The following is a 20,432-nucleotide window of genomic DNA, read 5'->3' on the forward strand; positions in this document are numbered from 1 at the left end:
AGAGACAAAGGAAACGTAGATCATGATTATCGACGTCAAAGTCCCGCAACTGTCCGAATCCGTTGCCGAAGCCACCCTGGTGTCCTGGCACAAGAAGGCAGGCGAAGCTGTCAGCCGCGATGAGAACCTCATCGATATCGAAACCGACAAGGTGGTCCTGGAACTGCCCGCTCCCGATGCCGGCGTGATCGTCAAGATCATCAAGGGCGACGGCGACACCGTGGTTTCCGGCGAAGTCATCGCCCAGATCGACACCGAAGCCAAGGCTGCCGCCGGCGCCGCTCCGGCTGCCGCCGCTGCTCCCGCCGTTGCCGCGCCGGCCCCGGTGGCTGCTGCCGCTGCTCCGGCTGCTGCTGCCGGCACCGCCAGCCCCGCCGCCCGCAAGATCCTGGACGAGAAGGGCATCGCTGCCGCCGACGTCTCCGGCACCGGCCGTGGTGGCCGTGTCACCAAGGAAGACGCCGTGGGCGCCCAGGCCAAGGCCGCCGCGCCCGCCGTGGCTGCCCCTGCCGTGTCCATCCCCCTGGGTGACCGTCCGGAGCAGCGCGTTCCCATGACCCGCCTGCGCGCCCGCATCGCCGAGCGCCTGCTGCAGTCCAAGAACGAAAACGCCATCCTCACCACCTTCAACGAAGTGAACATGGCCCCGGTCATGGCCCTGCGCAAGCAGTACGGCGACAAGTTCGAGAAGGAACATGGCGTGCGTCTGGGCTTCATGGGCTTCTTCGTCAAGGCCGCCGTGGCTGCCCTGAAGAAGTACCCGATCCTGAACGCCTCCGTCGATGGCAACGACATCGTCTATCACGGCTACATCGACATCGGTATCGCCGTGGGCTCCCCCCGCGGTCTGGTGGTGCCCATCCTGCGTGATGCCGACCAGATGTCCATCGCCGACATCGAGAAGAAGATTGCCGAATACGGCCAGAAGGCCAAGGACGGCAAGATCTCCATCGAAGAACTGACCGGTGGCACCTTCTCCATCTCCAACGGCGGCGTGTTCGGCTCCATGCTCTCCACCCCCATCATCAACCCGCCCCAGTCCGCGATCCTCGGCATCCATGCCACCAAGGACCGCGCCGTGGTCGAGAACGGTCAAGTGGTGGTGCGCCCCATCAACTACCTGGCCATGTCCTACGACCACCGCATCATCGACGGCCGCGAAGCCGTGCTGGGTCTGGTGACCATGAAGGAAGCCCTGGAAGATCCCGCCCGCCTGCTGCTCGGCGTTTAATGCGCATTGACTGACTGATCCAAGGAACGCAGAGCCGCGGGGCCACCAGCCTTCGCCCTCTGCGTTCTTTTCATGAACGAAAGGTTCTGACCATGTCCAAACAATTCGACGTTCTCGTCATCGGCGGCGGCCCCGGCGGCTATGTGGCTGCCATCCGCGCCGCCCAGCTGGGCTTCTCCGTCGCCTGCTGCGAATCCAATCCCTACGCCGATCCCAAGGGCGAACCCCGCCTCGGCGGCACCTGCCTGAACGTGGGTTGCATCCCCTCCAAGGCCCTGCTGCACACCTCCCACCTGTTCGAGGAAGCCGGCCACGCCTTCGCCGCCCAGGGCATCCAGGTGAGCGCACCCAAGATCGACGTGCCCACCATGATCGGCCGCAAGACCGCCGTGGTGACCCAGCTCACCTCCGGCATCAAGGGCCTGTTCAAGAAGAACAAGGTCACCCAGCTCAATGGCCACGGTTCCTTCGTCGGTCAGGGCGGCGCCGGTTGGCAGGTCAAGGTCGGCGACGAAGTCGTCGAGGCCAAGCAGGTCATCGTCGCCACCGGCTCCAAGGCCCGTCATCTGCCCGGCATCGCCGTGGACCAGAAGATCGTGCTGGATAACGAAGGCGCCCTGGAACAACAGTCCGTGCCCAAGAAGCTGGCCATCATCGGCGCCGGCGTCATCGGCCTGGAAATGGGTTCCGTGTGGCGTCGTCTGGGTTCCGAAGTGACCATCCTGGAAGCCTCTCCCGACTTCCTCGCCGCCGCCGACCAGGACGTGGCCAAGGAAGCCCTCAAGCTGTTCACCAAGCAGGGCCTCAACATCCAGATGGGCGTCAAGCTGGGCGAGACCAAGGTCAGCAAGAAGGGCGTTTCCATCGCCTACACCGACAAGGACGGCAAGGAACAGAAGCTGGATGCGGAGCGCCTGATCGTCTCCGTCGGCCGCGTGCCCAACACCGACGGCCTCAACGCCGAAAAGATCGGCCTCAAGCTCAACGAGCGCGGCCAGATCGAAGTGGACGGCCACTGCCGCACCAACCTGCCCGGCGTCTGGGCCGTGGGCGACGTGGTGTCCGGCCCCATGCTGGCCCACAAGGCCATGGAAGAGGCCGTCATGGTTGCCGAACTGATGGCCGGCCAGGCCGGTCACTGCAACTTCGACACCATCCCCTGGGTCATCTACACCAGCCCCGAGATTGCCTGGGTCGGCAAGACCGAACAGCAGCTCAAGGCTGACGGCGTGGCCTACAAGGCCGGCAAGATCCCCTTCCTGGCCAACGGCCGGGCCCTGGGCATGGGCGACCCCACCGGCTTCGTCAAGATGCTGGCCTGCGCCAAGACCGACCGCATCCTGGGTGTGCACATCATCGGCCCCAATGCCTCCGAACTGATCGCAGAAGCCGTGGTGACCATGGAGTTCGGCGGCGCCTCCGAAGACCTGGCCCGCATCTGCCACGCCCACCCGACCCTGTCGGAAGCGGTGCACGAAGCCGCCCTGGCCTGCGACAAGCGCCCGCTACACTTCTAAGCGGAAAGCATCCGGGCTGTGGCCCGGTGCAGACAAAAAAGGCGAGGATTGCTCCTCGCCTTTTTCTTTTTATATCAACCACATTAGTCGTGATCAGGAATTTCACCAGTATCTAAAAGGACCCTGAATTGCTCTTCATCAAGGGCAACTACACCTTGATTCCGAGCTTTCTCTATTTTCTTCGGGCCGGCGTTGTTCCCACAGCAGAGATATGAAAGATTTTTGGTGACTTCGGTACGGACAAGCATTCCATTATCGGATGCTAGTTTGCTAAGAATGCTTTTGCTTTCTTCCTTAAATCCGGTGAAGCACACCTCAGGTTTTCCGAGAGCGTTTATCTCTCGTTTGAAACGTCGACTGAGAGAGGGGCCTATGGGGGATGGGTGCAAGGATTGGTGATGCCTTAGTCTATTTTCGATCACGGCCTCGTCTGAAACGTATTCAAGTACGCGGCTCTTAAGAAATGTTCTTAGCTCTTTTTTGTTTTGACATATGCCTTGTATGTACTTGTCCGTTTCTGAAATGTTAAGGAGCACTCTTGCCGTTATATGGCCTTTGCTGTCTTGATAAATGAATTTGAGGGATTCCATTCGTCCTGGGCTCCACAATGACAAAAATGATTTTTGCATACTACCAGTGTCGTGGCGCATAGGACGTTATTGGGCTATTGCTTTAAAATTACACCTAGGCCAATTTTTAGAAGTTTGGCCATAACAACATCGCACCCCCGGTGCTCCCGACGGATTCCCCATGCCCCACCGTACTCTCAATGTTCCCGAGCGCGGCATGCTCGATGCCTATGAGGCCCTGCTGGCCTCCCGTGGATTCACTGCCGATGCGGCCCAGAAGGCGGCAGCCGAGCGGCTGCAGAAGCTCTATTACGAGCTGGTGGCCTTCAAGGCGGCGCGGCGCAACAAGCTCTACAAGATGTTCAATTCCCGCCTGGAAGTGCCCCGGGGCGTCTATTTCTGGGGTGGGGTGGGGCGGGGCAAGAGCTTCCTCATGGACTGCTTCTACGATTCCGTGCCCTACAAGCGCAAGAAGCGCATTCACTTCCACGGCTTCATGCAGCAGGTGCACAAGGACCTGGAAAGCCTCAAGGGTGAGACCGATCCCCTGGCCATCCTGGCCGGGCGCATTACTGCCGAGACCCGGGTGCTGTGCTTCGACGAGTTCCACGTTTCCGACATCGCCGATGCCATGATCCTGGGGCGGCTGCTGGAGAAGCTCTTTGCCAAGGGGGTGGTGCTGGTGATGACCTCCAACTACCCGCCGGAGAACCTCTACCCCAACGGCCTGCAGCGGCAGAACTTCCTGCCCACCATCGCCTTGCTCAAGCAGCAGTTGGACGTGGTGCAGGTGGAGGCGGGCATCGACTACCGCCTGCGTACCCTGGAGCAGGTGGAGATCTACCACTATCCGGCCGACGACGCGGCGGAAGCCAAGATGGCCGACTACTTCCGGGAGCTGGCCGGCGGGGAAGGGCAGGCCGGCGGCAGCATCGAGGTGCTGGGCCGGGAGATTCCGGTGCTGCGCCGTTCCGCCGGGGTGGTGTGGTTCGACTTCCAGGCCCTGTGCGACGGTCCCCGTTCCCAGAACGATTACCTGGAGCTGGCCCGGGCCTATCACACGGTGCTGGTCTCCCGTCTGCCCCGCATGAATTCCACCCAGCGCGACATGGCCCGGCGCTTCACCTGGCTGGTGGATATCTTCTACGACGCCAAGGTTAAATTCATTGCCACCGCCGAGTGCGAGCCGGAAGGGCTGTACACCGAGGGCACCCACGCCGGCGAGTTTTTCCGCACCGTCAGCCGCCTGGTGGAAATGCGTTCCCGGGACTACCTGGCCTTGCCCCATCTGGCTTGAGTTTTCGGGAGGGCGGGGCGACACTGGTGCCGCCCCTTTCCTGCCGTGCCGATCATTGGAGGTCTGCCGTGAAGCGTCTGCTGCTGGTTCCGTTGCTCGCCCTGGGCCTGTTCCTGGGGATGTTCTCCATGGCCTGGGCCCAGCAGGAAGTGGAGATTGTGCCCCTCAAGAGCCGCACCGTGGACCAGGTGCTGCCGGTACTGCAGCCCCTGGTGGAGCCGGGCGGCGCGGTGTCGGGCATGAACAACCAGCTCATCATCAAGGGCAGCCGGCGCAACCGGGAGCAGCTGAAGCAGGTGCTGGCCTCCATCGACACGCCGCCGCGCATGCTGCGCATTCGGGTCACCCAGAACCGGGACCTGGACAGCCGGGGCCGGGACGTGGGCGTCTCCGGCAACGTGGGCCTGGGCGGCAATGTGCGCATCATCCAGTCCCCCGGGGCCGCCGGCACCCTCAACGGCAGCGGCAGCCTCGGCCATAGCGGCGGCGGCAGCGTGCAGATCCAGCGGGGCGGCTCCAGCGTGACCACGGAGATCGTGGACACCCGCAGCACCCGCAGCAGTTCCGCCGGGCAGATGGTGCAGGTGATGGAAGGGGGCCGGGCCTTCATCCAGATGGGCCAGTCCGTGCCGGTGCCCCTGCGCCAGGCCGTGCTCGGTCCCAATGGCGTGGTGGTGACCGAGAGCACGGTGTACCGGGACCTGGGCCAGGGCTTCTATGCCGAGCCCCATCTGGCGGGGGATCGGGTGACCCTGGAAATCAGCCCCCAGAACGACACCCCGGGCAGCTACGGCCCCGGCAGTGCCAATATCCAGCGCCTCAGCACCACCGTCTCCGGCCGCCTGGGCGAGTGGATCGCCCTCGGCGGCATGGGCCAGGAATCGAGCGGACGCGACCGGGCCAACAGCACCCTGTCCACCCAGGACGTACGCGACAACCGGACCGTCTGGCTGCTGGTGGAAGAGATCAAGTAGTCCCGGCTTTCCTTTTTTTCCGCAGCCCCGGCGGCGGAACACAACAACCAAGAAGAACATGACCGATTTTCGCCAACATCCCTGCCGCCTGCCTCCGGAGCGCCTGTTCACGCCCTGTCCCGAGAGCCTGCTGGAATTCGCCACCACCGCCGAACTGGACGATCTGGCCGAGGAATTCGCCCACCCCCGGGCGGTGGAGGCCTTGAGCTTCGGTCTCGACATTCCCCGCCACGGCTACAACCTGTTCGTCCTCGGCGAGCCGGGCAGCGGCCGCCACGCCCTGGTGCACCGGGTGCTGGACACCCAGTTCCGCCATCGCGGCAACGGCGATGCCGCCTGGGACTGGTGCTATGTGCACAACTTCCAGGAGCCGACCCGGCCGCGCCTGCTGAGGCTGCCCGCCGGCCGCGGCAGCAAGCTGCGGGAGGACATGCAGAACTTCGTCTCCGGCCTGGCCCCGGCCCTCACCGCCGCCTTCGAGAGCGACGACTACCGGCGCCGCCTCAATGCCCTGGAGAGCGAGGCCAAGAAGCGGGAGGACACGGCCCTGCGCACCCTGGGCCGGGAGGCCATGAGCAAGGGAGTGGCCCTGCTGTCCACCGAGGAAGGCTTCACCTTCGTCCCCGCCAAGAGCGAGGACGAGACCATGAGTGAGGAGGAGTACGACGCCCTGCCCAAGGAGCGCCAGGAGGAGCTGGACGCCATCATCGAATCCTACGAGCCGCGCCTGCAGGACCTGGTCAGCCAGTTCCCCCGCTGGCAGCGGGAGCTGCAGGCCAAGGTCAAGGACATTTCCCGGGAGGCCCTGCGCCTGGCCGTGGGCCACGAGATCGAAGAACTCAAGCCCGCCTATGCCGACCTCGCGGAGGTGAGCGCCTTCCTCGACGCGGTGCTGCACGACGTGGTGGAAACCGGCGACAACCTGCGGGAATCCCAGAAGGGCGAGGGGGAGATGGAAACCCTGCTCTTCTCCGGCAGCATTTCCCTGCAGCGCTACCTGGTCAATCTGCTGGTGGACAACAGCGGCACCAGCGGCCGGCCGGTGGTGTGCGAGAGCCTGCCCACCTTCCAGAACCTGCTGGGCCGGGTGGAACACACCGCCCACATGGGCATGTGGGTTTCCAACTTCACCCTGATCCGGGCCGGCGCCCTGCACCGGGCCAATGGTGGCGCCCTGGTGCTGGATGCGGGCAAGCTGCTGACCCAGCCCTACGCCTGGGAAGGACTCAAGCGGGCCCTGCAGGCCGAGCGCCTGCGCCTGGAATCGCCGGAGGACCTCTTCGGCCTGCAGAGCACCCAGCAGCTCGAGCCGGAGCCCATGCCCCTGGACGTGAAGGTGGTGCTGGTGGGCGATCGCAACACCTACTACCTGCTCTCGGAAATGGACCCGGAATTCGGCGCTCTGTTCAAGGTGGCGGCGGACCTGGAAAACGACGTGGTGCGGGGCCCGGAGAATGCGCTGCTCTACGCCCGCCTGCTGGCCACCCTGGCCCGCCGCGACCAGCTGCGGGCCCTGACCCGGGCCGCCACGGCCTGGACCATCGAACGGGCGGCCCGCCTGGCCGAGGATTCGCGCAAGCTCACCACCCGCACCCGGGTGCTGGCCGACCTGCTGCGGGAGGCGGACTGGATGGCGGAGAAGGACGGCGCCCCCGACATCGACCGCCAGCATCTGGAGCGGGCCCTGGCGGCCCAGGTACGGCGCGCCGACCGGGTGCGGGAGCGGCAGCAGGAGGCCATCCTCAACGGCGAATTCATGATCGCCACCGAGGGCATGGAAATCGGGCAGATCAACGGCCTTGCCGCCATTGACATGGGCGAGCTGACCTTTGCCCACCCCATGCGGGTCACCGCCGCGGTGCGCATGGGCGACGGCGACGTCATGGACATCGAACGGGAAACGGAACTGGGCGGCCCCCTGCACAGCAAGGGCATGCTCATCCTCTCCGGCTTCCTCTCCAACCGCTTCGGCCGCCTGGCGCCCCTCTCGGTCAATGCCAGCCTGGTCTTCGAGCAGTCCTATGGCGAGGTGGACGGGGACAGCGCCTCTCTGGCCGAGCTGTGCGCCCTGCTGTCGGCCATCGGCATGCTGCCCCTGCACCAGTCCCTGGCCATGACCGGCTCCCTCAACCAGCTGGGCCAGGTCCAGCCCATCGGCGCCGTCAATGAGAAGATCGAAGGCTTCTTCGACATCTGCCAGGCCCGGGGCCTGACCGGCAAGCAGGGGGTGATCATTCCCGCCGCCAACGTCTCCCACCTCATGCTGCGTGCCGACGTGGTGGCGGCGGTGCGCCGCGGCGACTTCCACGTCTTCGCCGTGCGCCATGTGGATGAGGCCATGGCCCTGCTCACCGGCCTGCCGGCGGGCACTCCCGATGCCAAGGGCGAGGTGGCGCCGGACAGCGTCAGCGGCAAGGTGGCCACCCAGCTCATGGAACTGGCCCAGCAGCGCCACGGCCCGCCGGAAAAGCCCAAGGCGCCGCGCAGGAGCAAGGCCAAGGAAAGCCCGGCCAAGCCCAAGCCGGGCAAGGAGCCGGTGGAAGACGTGGCCGGCCACGGGGAGCGCGGGGCAGGGGAGGCCTGAGCCCATGGGCGATCCGGGGCAGGGGATGGAGCCCCTGGTGGCAGAGGGTGCGGTCACCCCGGCGGAACTGCAGGCCGCCGCCGAGGTGGTGGAACATGCCTCGCCTCTGGTGCGGGGCCTGCTCATCGCCGCCGGCAGCCTGTGCGTCGTGCTGGGGGTGGTGGGCCTGTTCCTGCCCCTGCTGCCGACCACGCCCTTCATGCTGCTGGCTGCCGCCTGCTACGCCCGGGCGTCCCTGCGTTTCTACCGCTGGCTCACCGGCCATCGCCTGTTCGGCCCGCCCATTCTGGAATGGCGGCGGCACCGGGCCATTCCCTACCGGGCCAAGCGGGCCGGAGTGCTGCTGATGGCCCTGACCTTTTCCACCTCCATCCTGCTGGTGGTGAAAAATCCCTGGGCCCAGGCCGGCCTGGGCGCGTTCGGCCTTTTCATGTGCCTGTGGCTGTGGCGCCTTCCCTCCCGGGACCGGCCGGGGGCCTGAGTGCCGTGGGCCGCCAGGGCCGGCGGATCGTGCTTTCCCTCCTGCAGGGGGCGTGTGGGCAGGCCCACAGGCCGGCGATGCAGGCCGGCTATAAGGACTATTTCCCGATTCAATTGGCTTGTGCCGCCGCCCCTTGCTAAGGTGGATTCACGTTTGATGCCACCACCGTGAAGGAGCCAGCCATGACCCGGATGATCGAAGAAGCCCGTTGCATCTTCACCCGGCTGTGGGCCGATGCGGTGTGGGGGAACCGGCCGGCCGCCCTCTCGTTCCGCCCCGCCAGACCGCGTCGCGCCGCGCGGCCCATGCCCCACCCCCAGCCGGCCCCCTGAGGCCGTCCCCGCGGCCCCATGGCGCCGCCAGAAGCCGCGCCAGATAAGCCTCTCCAGGTGGTGCCGTGGGGTGGCCGGCAAGGTGGCCATGCCTGGAGGCGGTGCCGCTGACAGGCACGGCCGGGGCCGGTCCCGGCCGGCTATCCCCGGTGCCACTTTTTTCATCGGCCGGCGGCTGCGCTAGACTGGCGGGAAATTCCCTTTGCATGAAGGTTCGGCCCATGGTTATGCCCCTGGTGGTGGCGCCCCATCCGGAACTGGCTCCCTGGATCTACCACATCCTGGTGATGCCCCTGGACGGCTGTCTCTCCCGTCTGCCCTCGGCCCTCAGCCCCGGCCTGCTGCTGTTCGCCCGGGGCGGTGCGGCGCAGCCCCTGGCCGACGGCAGCTGCCGGGCCGTGCCCCGTGCCAGCCTGACGGGGCCCTATCTGGGCCCCCGGGAGTCCCGGGCGGCGCCGGGCAGCGTCTTCCTTTCCGTCATGTTCCGCCCCGGCGTCATGGCCGAAGCCCTGGGGCCCGGCGTCGGCGAGCTGCGGGACCGCATCGTGCCCCTGGATGAAGTGCTGCCGCCCCTGCTGGTGCGGCAGATGCTGGAAACGGTGGATGCCAGCGACTCCCCGGCCGACTGGGTCGCGGCGGTGCAGGGCCTGCTGCGCCGCTGCCTGCGTCCGCGGCGCGACCCGGCGCGGCTGGCCGACCTGCTGGGCGCCTCCACCCACCTGTTTTCTCCCGCCGGCCAGATCGCCGCCCACCTGGGCATCGGCCTGCGCCAGCTGGAACGGCGGGTGGCCCACGGTTACGGCGCCAATCTGCGGGAGCTGCGGCGGGTGGCCCGCTTCGGCTTCTCCCTGGCCCGTCTCCAGGCCCAGCCGCCCCGGCGGGGCGAATTGACCCGCATCGCCCAGGACTTCGGCTACTACGACCAGGCCCACATGGACCGGGATTACCGGGACATGGCCGGCGCCTCCCCGGGGGAGCTGCTGCGCGCCGTCGCCGATGGGGCTCCCGGATACTGGTGGTACCGCCTGGGGCAGCGGGACTTCCGCGACCTCTTCCTGCCCGACGATGTCGACTCCGTACAAGCCGGACTCTTTTCCCCCGCCTAGACTGGCCACCGTTTCCCTTGTCTGGAGAAAACGGTGCAACACGCTCCCACCCTGTACGGCGACGGCTATCTGCTGACCCAGGTCGACACCCTGACCGAAGCGGTGCGCAGCAACAGCCTCTGGTATCTCAGTTTCGGCCTCGCCTGCTGTGCCGTGGAAATGATCCACGCCGCCGCCTCCCGCTACGACATGGACCGCTTCGGCATGATGCCCCGGGCCAGCCCGCGCCAGGCGGACCTGATGATCGTCGCCGGCACCGTCACCAACAAGATGGCCCCGGCCCTGCGCAAGCTCTACGACCAGATGGCCGAGCCCCGCTACGTCATCTCCATGGGCTCCTGCGCCAACGGCGGCGGCTTCTACCACTACTCCTACTCCGTGGTGCGGGGCTGCGACCGCATCATTCCGGTGGACATCTACATCCCCGGCTGCCCGCCCACCGCCGAGGCCCTGCTCTACGGCCTGACCCAGCTGCAGAACCTGGTGCAGCGGCGCAAGCGCCTCATCCACCGGGCCGAGGAGGCGCGGGCCGCGGAGGCAACGAAAGGCGCCTAGGGCGGCCCGGGCGGCCATGAAAAAGGCCGGCTCCGGGGAGCCGGCCTGGCAGCAGTTGCCCTGGTACTGGCGCGGCTAGATGTTGAGCACGATGCGGCCGTCGATGTGGCCGGCCTTCATGCGGCCGAAGATGTCGTTGATGTTCTCGATCTTGTCGGTGCTGTAGTGGGTCTTCACCTTGCCTTCGCCGGCAAAGGCAAGGGCTTCTTCCAGGTCCTTGCGGGTGCCGACGATGGAGCCGCGCACGGTCTTGGCGTTGAGCACCACGTCGAAAATGGGCAGGCCGAAGTCGCCGGGGGGCAGGCCCACCAGGGACATGGTGCCGCGCTTGTGCAGCATGCCCAGGGCCTGGCTGAAAGCACTGCGGGAGACGGCGGTGACCAGGATGCCGTGGGCGCCCTTGATCTGCTTCTGGATTTCCGCCACCGGGTCCACCTGGGCCGCGTTGAGGGTGACGTCGGCGCCCAGGGTCTTGGCCAGGGCCAGCTTTTCGTCCGCCACATCGACGGCGATGACGTGGAAGCCCATGGCCTTGGCGTACTGCACCGCCATGTGGCCGAGGCCGCCGATGCCGGAGATGGCGACCCAATCGCCGGGCTTGCATTCGAGCACCTTGAGGCCCTTGTACACCGTGACGCCGGCGCACAGCACCGGGGCGGCGGGGGCGAATTCCAGGGTGTCGGGCAGCTTGCCGACATAGCCCGGATCGGCCAGCACGTATTCGGCATAGCCGCCGTTCACCGTGTAGCCGGTCATCTGCTGGGAATCGCAGAGGGTTTCCCAGCCGGTGATGCAGTGTTCGCAATGGCCGCAGGCGGTGTGCAGCCAGGGGACGCCGACCCGGTCCCCTTCCTTGACGTGGGTGACGCCGGCGCCGACGGCGGCCACGTAGCCGACCCCCTCATGGCCGGGGATGAAGGGCAGGGAAGGCTTCACCGGCCAGTCGCCGTCGGCGGCGTGGAGGTCGGTGTGGCAGACCCCGGAGGCCACCACCTTGACCAGCACCTGCCCTGGCGGCACCTCGGGCACGGGCACTTCCTCGATCACCAGGGGCTTGCCGAATTCGTGGACGACGGCGGCTTTCATCATCTGGGCCATGACGCTTCTCCTCAATGGATGGACGATGTCTCCATCATAGGCCTTGGCGCCGCCGGTTTTCTGATGCGGGTCAAATCTCGATGCCGCACAGGGCCAGCACCGCCAGGAGCCCGGGGCTCAGGTGCCGGTCGGCATGGACCAGCACCTGCAGGTCCCGCTCCAGGTTGAGGAAAGGGGCTGCCACCGGGGCCAGCCAGCCGGCCTGGAAGGCATCCTCCAGCTCCAGGCGGGAAAGGCAGCCCAGGCCCAGGCCGGCCCGCACGCACTGGCGGATGGCCTCCGGCTGTTCCAGTTCCAGGGCCACCCGGGGCGTCAGGGTGGCGTTGGCCAGGGCCCGGTCGAACACCTCCCGGGTGCCCGAGCCCCGCTCCCGCAGCACCCAGCCGGCCCCGGCCAGGTCCGCCGGCGTGGCGGTGCCGCCGGCCAGGGGGTGGCCCGCCGGGGCAAAGACCTGGAGCCGGTCCGGGCGCCAGGAAAAGCGCCGCAGGCGGGGCTCCTGCACCGGCCCTTCGACGAAGCCCAGGTCGATGCGGAAGGCCAGCAGGTCGGCCCGCACCTGTTCCGTGTTGTGCAGGGAGAGGCGCACCCGGCCCTGGGGATGGCGCCGCTGCAGTTCCGCCACCAGGGGCGGCAGCAGGTGGTTGCCGATGGTCAGGCTGGCCCCCAGGTGCAGGTCGAAGGCGGCGGACCCGGCGGCACCGGCCTCGATCTCCCGCACCTGGTCCAGCACCTGCTGGGCCCGGGGCAGCAGCTGCCGGCCCGCCTCGTTGAGTAGCAGCTGGCGCCCCACCCGGTCGAAGAGCTGCACCGAGAGCTGCCGCTCCAGGTCCGCCAGGGCCATGCTGGCGGCGGACTGGGTCAGGGCCACCGCCTCTGCGGCCCGGGTGACGTGGCCGTGGCTGGCCACGGCGGCGAAGACTTCCAGCTGGCGCAGGGTGATTCTCATCGGCTTGGCTGATGTATTGAATAAGAATTATCGGTTTTACCTATTGTATGAGCGGGGGCTAATGTTCGCCAGGTTCGTTTTCGAGAAAGAAATTCATGGCAAACCTGCGGCAGTGGAGACAGTGGAGGCAGTGGATTCCCGGCCTGGCCCTGGCGGCCGCCATCAGCGTGGCGGCCCTGGGACTGGCCCAGGGCGCCGGCCTGGTGCGCTACGGCGCCAGTTCCCTGACCCTGGCCATCCTCATCGGCGCCGTGCTCGGCAACGGCTGGCCGGCCCTGGCCCAGGGCGCCCGCCGCGCCGGCCTGGGGCTGGCCCAGCGCAACCTGCTGCGGGCCGGGGTGGCCCTTTACGGCTTCAACCTCTCCTGGCAGCAGATCGTCGCCGTGGGCAGCGCCGGTCTGCTGGCGGACGTGCTGCTGGTGGCTTCCACTCTGGCCCTGGGCTGTTTCATCGGCATCCGCCTGCTCGGCCTGGACCGGGAGACGGCCCTGCTTACTGCCGCCGGCAGCGCCATCTGCGGCGCCGCGGCGGTGGTGGCGACGGTGCCCGTGCTGCGCCTGGACGAAGCCCGCACGGCGGAAAAGACGGCGGTGGCGGTGGGCACGGTGGTGCTCTTCGGCACCCTGGCCATGGGCCTCTATCCCCTGCTGTATGCCTGGATCGGCCCCCAGCATCTGGACTTCGGCCGCTACGTCGGCTCCACCGTGCATGAAGTGGCCCAGGTGGTGGCCATCGGCGATGCCCTGGGGCCGGAGGTGGCCCGTGGTGCGGTGGTGGTGAAAATGATCCGGGTGCTGCTGCTGGTGCCCTTCCTGCTCCTGCTCGGCGCCTATCTGGCGCGGCGGGGCGGGGCCGAGGCGGAGGGGGCGTCCCGCCGCAGTTCGGTGGCGGTGCCCTGGTTTGCCGTGGCCTTCATCCTGCTGGCCGGGGTCAATTCCCTGCAACTGCTGCCCGAAGGGGCGGTGGCGGCCCTGCGCCAGTGCGGCATGGTGCTGCTAACGGCCGCCATGGCCGCCCTGGGCCTGGAGACCACCCTGGCCCGCATGGGCCGGGCCGGCCTACGGCCGCTGCTGCTGGGTGCCGCCCTCTTTGTCCATCTGGTGCTCGGCGGCGGCCTGCTCAACTGGCTCCTGGGCTGAGGCGGCCCGGGTCAGGCGGCGGTAAACCAGCCCCGCCGCCAGGGTCAGCAGGCCGCAGGCCGCCAGGGTGGGGCGGATGCCCACCTGATGGGCAACGCTGCCGACGATGAAGCTGCCCAGGGGGGCGATGCCGAGGAAGGCCATGGAGAAGATGGCCATGACCCGGCCCCGGTAAGCGTTGTTCACCCGGGTCTGGATCAGGGTGTTGCTGCCGGCGATGGTGATGATGACGCAAAAGCCGATGCTCATGATGATGGGGTAGGCCACCTGCTGGGAGGGGCTGAGGGCGAAGCAGGTGAGGGCGGCCCCCACCGCTGGGGCGGCCAGGGCCACCTTGCCTTCCAGGCCGCCCGTGTCGCGCCGGCTGGCGAGGAAGAAGCTGGCCACCAGGGAGCCGGCGCCGGCGCAGCCCATGAGCAGGCCGAAGGTGCCCGCGTCGCCGCCGAAAATCTCCTTGGCGAAGAGGGGCATCATCACCGCATAGGGGGTGGCCAGGAAGCTGATGCAGGAGACCAGCAGCAGGGAACGCCGGATCGGGCCATGCCCGCGCACATAGCGGATGCCCTCCTTCAGCGCATCCAGGGCCGGCGCCGGCCGACTGGGGCCCTGGGCCGGCAGGCGGATGGCCGAGAGAGCCAGCAGCACCGCCAGGTAGGAAAGGGCATTGAGCAGGAAGCACACCGCCTCCCCCATCAGCACCACCAGATACCCCGCCAGGGCCGGGCCGACGAAGCGGGCTGAGTTCATGAGGAAGGAATTGAGGGCGATGGCGTTGGGCAGGTCCTCCTTGTCGTCCACCAGCTGCACCGCGATGGCCTGCCGCGCCGGCACGTCCAGGGCATTGATGCAGCCCAGGCAGAGGGCCATGAAAATCAGCAGCCCCGGCGTGATCCACTCCATCCAGGCCAGCACCGCCAGCACCAGGGCCTGCACCATGGAAAGGCTCTGGCTCAGCAGAAGCAGGCGCCGCCGGTCTACCCGGTCGCTCCACACCCCGGCGAAGGCGGAAAAAAAGAGGATGGGAATCTGGCTGGCAAAGCCCACGCTGCCCAGCACGAAAGCCGAATTGGAAAGCCGGTAGGCCAGCCAGGCCATGGCGATCTGCTGCATCCACGTCCCTGCCAGGGAAATCAGCTGGCCGACGAAATAGAGCCGGTAATTGCGGGAATTGAGGGCGCGGAGAAAGGCAGGCATGGCGGGGCGTCAGGGGAGCGTGCCCGACATGCTAACGAAAAGGGGCGGGGGAGGTTGTGACGAATGGTAAAGCGGGAGGAGCTAGCGACCAAGAATGGATAGCCGAATCGTTGGAACGTGGAACCAACAAGCAAAGCTCTTATTGACTGTCCTGTTCGACTGCAGGGTTAAGTATACGGTGAGCTCAAGTCAGCAACTTCAAATGCCTCGTCATACAGATCATCTGTCATGAAGAAGGTTTTTGCGAGATTGTGCATATGTTCGACCTCAATCATTCCATCTAGTCGGAAAAACTTCTCGTAGCTGTCGCCTTTAACCTTTCTCGACTTCTGAAGAAACAATTCAAGGTCTTCATCTGAGAACTCGATCATTGCTCCATCAAGGTGACAAACGTGGGTCTTGAAGTCATGCGATAGGGCATGAAGATAGTGAGCATGTCGAGTACCTGGGGTGTACTGCCATGTTTGAAGCTGTAGCAACTCTCCACTCGAATCATTCGTTTTGTCGAGCTGCATCAGTAGGGTTTCGTAGTGCCCATTCTCCATGCGCTTCGGAAAATAAAACTTGCTTCGCATCAGCCCCTTGCTCAGTGCTATGTTGACTGCCTTTCGAAAAGGTACGCCGAATATAGGTGCGCTGCCGCATATGGGAGAGTAGTAAGTTACCCGGAGAGCCGCCAGTTCCCACAGTGATGCATGACTAGCAAGATAGTTTGCAGTCATTAGGTTAAAAGGTGCGGGAAATAGTGGGAGGTTGTCGCCTGCTAAGAATAGATTGTGGCGTTCCCCATGCTTGCTAACGGTGATGTTCTTGCAGGGAAGAAGACCGTCTTGTGTAAGCAACGGTTCAACTAACGATGCAAAACGAGCTTTACTTTCGAGATGAGCATTCATGCGAGGGCCCACTGCTCCATTCTTATGCATAGCATCCCTTCGGAGCGATGGGTTCCGTGGCGATGGAATGAAGGTAAGTATTGGGCGACATTAATGAGCAGCACCTTGCGGTGGTATAGCTTCAAATTGATCGGTTGCATCAAGAGCGGCTAAAGCCTTTGATACTTCTGATGAAATATTCCTTAAACCCTTCTGATAATTTTCAGGGAGTCCACCAGCCTCAATTTCTTCAGCAGTCTCGGTCGATATTTTTTCAAAAATTTTTCGTAAAGCTTTTGGGTTTGGGTGAGTTGTCGCGATGGCTAGGCAAAGGTCGAGCATTCCTCGAAGCTGACCAGAAAGCCAAGCAAAAATGTCTTTGTCTGACATGCGGGACTCCGTATGATGATGAGATAAAAATGGAGTGGCTAGTAAATAGTTAGATGGTAAAACTGCCATACAGCTGGTAGAACGCCACATAAGTCAGAACTAAATCGGCGGCAATATTCGAGGGGATAGATGGTAGTCATACGCGGCACTCGTTCAATGTCGCGGTCATTTTGCCAGTCGTTAAGCCAAATGTCATGCGAGCAAGCCTTGCGACTGCTTGCACATGAAAAAGGCCCGGGGCAACGCCGCCGGGCCTTGGGTTAGAGCACCCACCGGCCACCCAGGCGGGCGGCGGCGGGGTTGGTGCTTCAGTTGAGATCGAAGCGGTCGGCGTTCATCACCTTGGTCCAGGCGGCGATGAAGTCGCGGACGAACTTTTCCTGGTTGTCGTCCTGGGCGTAGACCTCGGCGTAGGCGCGCAGGACCGAGTTGGAGCCGAAGACCAGGTCGGCCCGGGTGGCGGTGAACTTGGTGGCGCCGCTGTGGCGATCGACGATGGCGTAGCTGTTGCGGCCCGTGGGTTTCCAGGTGTAGGCCATGTCGGTCAGATTGACGAAGAAGTCGTTGGAGAGCACGCCGATCCGCTCGGTGAACACGCCGTGCTGGCTGCCACCGTGGTTGGCGCCGAGAACGCGCAGGCCGCCGACCAACACGGTCATCTCGCTGGCGGTGAGGCGCAGCAGTTGGGCCTTGTCGAGCATCATCTCTTCCGGCGTCACCACGTAGTGGGTCTTCTGCCAGTTGCGGAAGCCATCGGCCAGGGGTTCGAGCACCTCGAAGGATTCCACGTCGGTCATGGCCTGGGTGGCATCGCCACGGCCCGGGGCGAAGGGCACGTCGACCGGGAAGCCAGCGGCCTTGGCGGCCTGTTCCACGCCCACATTGCCGGCCAGGACGATGACGTCGGCGATGCTGGCGCCGGTCTCAGTGGCGATCTTTTCATAGACCGCCAGTACCTTGGCCAGGCGGGCCGGTTCGTTGCCTTCCCAGTCCTTCTGCGGCGCCAGGCGGATGCGGGCGCCGTTGGCGCCGCCCCGCTTGTCGGAGCCCCGGTAGGTGCGGGCGCTGTCCCAGGCGGTGGCCACCATCTCGCCGACGGAGAGGCCGGCGGCGGCGATCTTGGCCTTCACCGCGGCCACGTCGTAGTCCCGGCGGCCGGCGGGGATCGGGTCCTGCCAGATGAGGTCTTCCTGGGGCACGTCCGGGCCGAAGTAGCGGGCCTTGGGGCCCATGTCCCGGTGGGTCAGCTTGAACCAGGCCCGGGCGAAGGTCTCCGAGAAATAGGCCTGGTCGTCGCGGAAGCGCTCGGCGATCTTGCGGTATTCCGGGTCGAACTTGAGGGCCATGTCGGCGTCGGTCATGATGGGCTTGCAGCGGATGCTGGGGTCTTCCACATCCACCGGCATGTCTTCTTCCTTGATGTTGATGGGCTCCCACTGGTGGGCGCCGGCGGGGGACTTCTGCAGCCACCAGTCGTAGCCGAGCAGCAGCTTGAAGTAGCCGTTGTCCCACTGGGTGGGGTTGGTGGTCCAGGCGCCTTCGATGCCGCTGGTCACGGTGTCGCGGCCGATGCCGCGGCTGCTGTGGTTGTTCCAGCCCAGGCCCTGTTCTTCCAGCTCCGCCGCTTCCGGGGCGGGGCCCAGGTTGGCGGCGCTGCCGTTGCCGTGGGCCTTGCCGACGGTGTGGCCGCCGGCGGTGAGGGCCACGGTTTCTTCATCGTTCATGGCCATGCGGGCAAAGGTGGTGCGCATGTCCCGGGCGGTCTTCAAGGGATCGGGCTTGCCGTCCACGCCTTCGGGATTCACATAGATGAGGCCCATCATGACGGCGGCCAGGGGGTTTTCCAGGTCCCGCTCGCCGGAATAGCGGCTGCCTTCGGCGCCGGTGGGGGCCAGCCATTCCTTCTCGGAACCCCAGTAGATGTCTTTTTCCGGATGCCAGATGTCTTCGCGGCCGAAGGCGAAGCCGAAGGTCTTCAGACCCATGGATTCATAGGCCATGTTGCCGGCCAGGATCATCAGGTCGGCCCAGCTGATCTTGTTGCCGTACTTTTTCTTGATCGGCCAGAGCAGGCGGCGGGCCTTGTCCAGGTTGGCGTTGTCGGGCCAGGAATTGAGGGGGGCGAAGCGCTGGTTGCCGGTGCCGGCGCCGCCCCGGCCGTCGGCGATGCGGTAGGTGCCGGCGGAGTGCCAGGCCATGCGGATCATGAGGCCGCCGTAGTGGCCCCAGTCGGCCGGCCACCAGGGCTGGCTGTCGGTCATGAGGGCCTTGAGGTCATTCTTCAGGGCAGCCACATCCAGCTTCTTCAGTTCTTCACGGTAGTTGAAGCCGGCACCCATGGGATTGGTCTTGGCATCGTGCTGGTGCAGGATGTCCAGGTTCAGGGCCTTGGGCCACCATTGCATGGTCTGGCTGCCGGCGCTGGTCTGGGCACCGTGCATGACCGGGCATTGGCCGGCGGGCTTGGTTTGATTCGTGTCGTTTGCCATTTTTTCCTCCTTGGGTGAACCGTTGATGATCGGATATGAGGCAGTCTAGTGAATCGGTTGTAATTATTAAAATTGATTAATTGAATATTCGAAATAGCCAATGACTATGGTGAAGGATGGCGGAAAAAGCGACTGCCCGGGCCGACCTGTCCGGGCAGTATAGTCCGCCGCCCAAAAAGAAAACGGCCGCATTGCTGCGGCCGTTTTGGCGTCTGCAAGCGGCGGCATCAGGGCCGCCACGGGATGGCCGGGAGTCGGCCTTATACCTTGACGAACAGGGTCACCAGGGGCTCGTCGCCCACCTGGCAGCTCCAGTGGCCGTGCACCTTGGGATCGAAGGTGGCGCCGGCGGGCAGGGTGTCGGCGGAATAAAAATGCTCGCCGGCCTTGAAGTTGCGGCTGCTGCCGTCCTGCAGGCCGATCTTCATTTCGCCGCCGAGCACGAACAGCCACTGTTCTTCGGTGGTGCAGTGGAACTGGCTGCGGAAACCCACCGGGCTCTGGCGGAACTGGCAGGCCTTGGCCGGGGTGAGGGCGGAGAGCATGGCCTGGGGCGTGCCTTCGCTGAGGGGCACTTCTTCCTCGCGGAAGCGGGCGTAGCCGTCGTGATCGGTATACAGGGTGACTTTGGTGAAGGTGCTCATGGCTGGCTCCGGCGGAGTGGAGGGAATGGAAAGTGGTGGGGGAGTAGTGGGAGAGTGGTGGTAGAAGCGGGCGCCGTCCGGCGCGGTGGCTCCGTTCAGCGCTTGGGTCCGTGGAAATAGGGGAGCAGGGCCTTGGCCGCCTCGATGCGCTGCTCGGTGCTGGCGCCGGCGTCGTTCATCACCGCCAGGAGAAAGTCCCGGGGATCGCTGAACTGGCTGCCCAGGCTGGGAGCGGCCAGGGACGCGGCTGTCGCGGCAGGTGCCGTGGAGAATGGCTTGGCTGTTGGCTGTGCGGGCGGTTCGGCCAGCGGCTCGTTAGCCACGGCCGCAGCGGACTCCGCCTGCAGTTGTGCCAGGGCCCGTTGGAAATCCGTGGTGCTGATGCTTTTCAGGGCGGCCAGCATGTCCGCCTGCTTGTCGGCGTTGGGGGCCATGGGCAGCCAGGTCTCGTCGGCGAACATGGCGCCCATGGTGGGGTCGATGAAGGCGCTCCAGCCCTCGTTGGCCAGCCGGGCCGGAGGCAGGTGGGGGCAGTCGTTGCCCTCGCCACCGTCGACCGGGTAGCAGCGCCGGGCGGCGGCGGGCACGTCGGCCAGATACTTGTGCACCAGGGCCTGGAGGAAGGCATGCAGCGCGGCAACGGGCTGGGGCTCGGCCAGGGACAGCCACAGCTGGTAGCCCGCCGGACCGCCGACGGCCACGGCCGGGGCCGGCAGTTCCAGCTCCTCGGTGAGGGCCTGGCAGAGGGCGGCGGCCTGGGGCCAGTGGGCGCTGCGGGCAAATTCGATGACCAGGGCCCGGGCGTAGCCTTCCGGGCTGGTCAGGTGCAGGGCGATGGCGGCCTCGCCGGCCGGGGCCCGTTCCAGGTCGGCGGCGGCGAGGCGGCGGGCCGGGGCGGTGACGGCCGCGCCCGGAGGCAGGACGTGGCCGCGCTGTTGGGGCAGGCAGTAGAGGCGTTGCAGTTGGTCGATCAGTCGCATGGCGGATATCGGTTGGAAGGCGGTTGGTGTGCAG

Annotated in this window: 19 protein-coding genes; 10 read left to right on the top strand and 9 right to left on the bottom strand. The window is 65.7% G+C overall.

The genetic code is table 11. From position 1 onward, the window contains the following. The first annotated feature begins 22 nt into the window (after positions 1-22). Positions 23-1,231: a 2-oxoglutarate dehydrogenase complex dihydrolipoyllysine-residue succinyltransferase gene (odhB, locus tag OEL49_RS05565; protein ID WP_287874174.1), complete on the top strand. Its 1,209-nt coding sequence runs from the start codon at positions 23-25 to the stop codon at positions 1,229-1,231. A gap of 92 nt (positions 1,232-1,323) precedes the next feature. Then, positions 1,324-2,748, top strand: coding sequence for a dihydrolipoyl dehydrogenase (gene lpdA / locus OEL49_RS05570; protein ID WP_014237276.1), 1,425 nt, complete (start codon positions 1,324-1,326; stop codon positions 2,746-2,748). A gap of 83 nt (positions 2,749-2,831) precedes the next feature. Here lpdA and OEL49_RS05575 read toward each other — a convergent pair whose 3' ends face one another. Beyond that, entirely contained in the window at positions 2,832-3,338 is a 507-nt protein-coding gene (locus tag OEL49_RS05575; protein ID WP_287874175.1) for a BRCT domain-containing protein, read from the bottom strand. A gap of 160 nt (positions 3,339-3,498) precedes the next feature. Between OEL49_RS05575 and zapE the strand changes: the two genes are divergently transcribed. The 7 genes from zapE (at position 3,499) to OEL49_RS05610 (ending at position 10,646) form a co-directional block, all read left to right on the top strand. After that, on the top strand, positions 3,499-4,614 hold the full coding sequence (zapE, locus tag OEL49_RS05580) for a cell division protein ZapE (protein WP_287874176.1): 1,116 nt from the start codon (positions 3,499-3,501) through the stop codon (positions 4,612-4,614). Between the two features lie 68 nt (positions 4,615-4,682). Beyond that, the gene (locus OEL49_RS05585; RefSeq protein WP_287874177.1) at positions 4,683-5,588 is read left to right on the top strand and encodes a secretin N-terminal domain-containing protein; all 906 of its coding nucleotides are present in this window, start codon (positions 4,683-4,685) and stop codon (positions 5,586-5,588) included. A 58-nt stretch (positions 5,589-5,646) separates the two neighbouring features. Further along, positions 5,647-8,172, top strand: a complete 2,526-nt coding sequence (locus tag OEL49_RS05590) for a Lon protease family protein (protein WP_287874178.1) — start codon at positions 5,647-5,649, stop codon at positions 8,170-8,172. 4 nt (positions 8,173-8,176) lie between these two features. Then, positions 8,177-8,653 carry a YbaN family protein gene (locus OEL49_RS05595; RefSeq protein ID WP_205230253.1) on the top strand — a complete coding sequence of 159 codons (477 nt, stop codon included), beginning with the start codon at positions 8,177-8,179 and terminating at the stop codon, positions 8,651-8,653. A 182-nt stretch (positions 8,654-8,835) separates the two neighbouring features. After that, a complete protein-coding gene (locus OEL49_RS05600; RefSeq protein WP_205230254.1) occupies positions 8,836-8,985 on the top strand; it encodes a hypothetical protein in 150 nt (49 codons plus the stop codon). A 221-nt stretch (positions 8,986-9,206) separates the two neighbouring features. Then, a complete protein-coding gene (locus tag OEL49_RS05605) occupies positions 9,207-10,091 on the top strand; it encodes a helix-turn-helix domain-containing protein (protein WP_287874179.1) in 885 nt (294 codons plus the stop codon). A gap of 51 nt (positions 10,092-10,142) precedes the next feature. Next, positions 10,143-10,646, top strand: a complete 504-nt coding sequence (locus tag OEL49_RS05610; RefSeq protein ID WP_235832431.1) for a NuoB/complex I 20 kDa subunit family protein — start codon at positions 10,143-10,145, stop codon at positions 10,644-10,646. Positions 10,647-10,721: 75 nt separating this feature from the next. Here the strand turns inward: OEL49_RS05610 and adhP are convergent, their stop codons facing one another. Next, positions 10,722-11,744: an alcohol dehydrogenase AdhP gene (gene adhP, locus OEL49_RS05615; RefSeq protein ID WP_287874180.1), complete on the bottom strand. Its 1,023-nt coding sequence runs from the start codon at positions 11,742-11,744 to the stop codon at positions 10,722-10,724. 70 nt (positions 11,745-11,814) lie between these two features. Continuing rightward, positions 11,815-12,690, bottom strand: a complete 876-nt coding sequence (locus tag OEL49_RS05620) for a LysR substrate-binding domain-containing protein (RefSeq protein ID WP_287874181.1) — start codon at positions 12,688-12,690, stop codon at positions 11,815-11,817. 95 nt (positions 12,691-12,785) lie between these two features. Between OEL49_RS05620 and OEL49_RS05625 the strand changes: the two genes are divergently transcribed. Further along, the gene (locus OEL49_RS05625; protein ID WP_287874182.1) at positions 12,786-13,829 is read left to right on the top strand and encodes a YeiH family protein; all 1,044 of its coding nucleotides are present in this window, start codon (positions 12,786-12,788) and stop codon (positions 13,827-13,829) included. Here OEL49_RS05625 and OEL49_RS05630 read toward each other — a convergent pair. The 6 genes from OEL49_RS05630 to OEL49_RS05655 all read right to left on the bottom strand — a co-directional run bounded on the left by OEL49_RS05630 (position 13,749) and on the right by OEL49_RS05655 (position 20,398). Further along, positions 13,749-15,023 carry an MFS transporter gene (locus tag OEL49_RS05630; protein ID WP_287874183.1) on the bottom strand — a complete coding sequence of 425 codons (1,275 nt, stop codon included), beginning with the start codon at positions 15,021-15,023 and terminating at the stop codon, positions 13,749-13,751. The genes OEL49_RS05625 and OEL49_RS05630 overlap by 81 nt on opposite strands. A 167-nt stretch (positions 15,024-15,190) precedes the next feature. Further along, a complete protein-coding gene (locus tag OEL49_RS05635) occupies positions 15,191-15,916 on the bottom strand; it encodes a hypothetical protein (protein ID WP_287874184.1) in 726 nt (241 codons plus the stop codon). A gap of 90 nt (positions 15,917-16,006) precedes the next feature. Further along, complete coding sequence (locus OEL49_RS05640; RefSeq protein ID WP_287874185.1) at positions 16,007-16,285, bottom strand: hypothetical protein; 279 nt, start codon at positions 16,283-16,285, stop codon at positions 16,007-16,009. A gap of 308 nt (positions 16,286-16,593) precedes the next feature. Further along, a complete protein-coding gene (gene katG / locus OEL49_RS05645; RefSeq protein ID WP_287874186.1) occupies positions 16,594-18,774 on the bottom strand; it encodes a catalase/peroxidase HPI in 2,181 nt (726 codons plus the stop codon). A gap of 260 nt (positions 18,775-19,034) precedes the next feature. Beyond that, positions 19,035-19,418 carry a hypothetical protein gene (locus OEL49_RS05650; protein ID WP_287874187.1) on the bottom strand — a complete coding sequence of 128 codons (384 nt, stop codon included), beginning with the start codon at positions 19,416-19,418 and terminating at the stop codon, positions 19,035-19,037. Between the two features lie 95 nt (positions 19,419-19,513). Further along, the gene (locus OEL49_RS05655; RefSeq protein WP_287874188.1) at positions 19,514-20,398 is read right to left on the bottom strand and encodes a hypothetical protein; all 885 of its coding nucleotides are present in this window, start codon (positions 20,396-20,398) and stop codon (positions 19,514-19,516) included. Positions 20,399-20,432: the final 34 nt, after the last annotated feature.

It is taken from the genome of Azospira sp. (genome assembly GCF_030247495.1).
Classification (GTDB): domain Bacteria; phylum Pseudomonadota; class Gammaproteobacteria; order Burkholderiales; family Rhodocyclaceae; genus Azospira; species Azospira oryzae.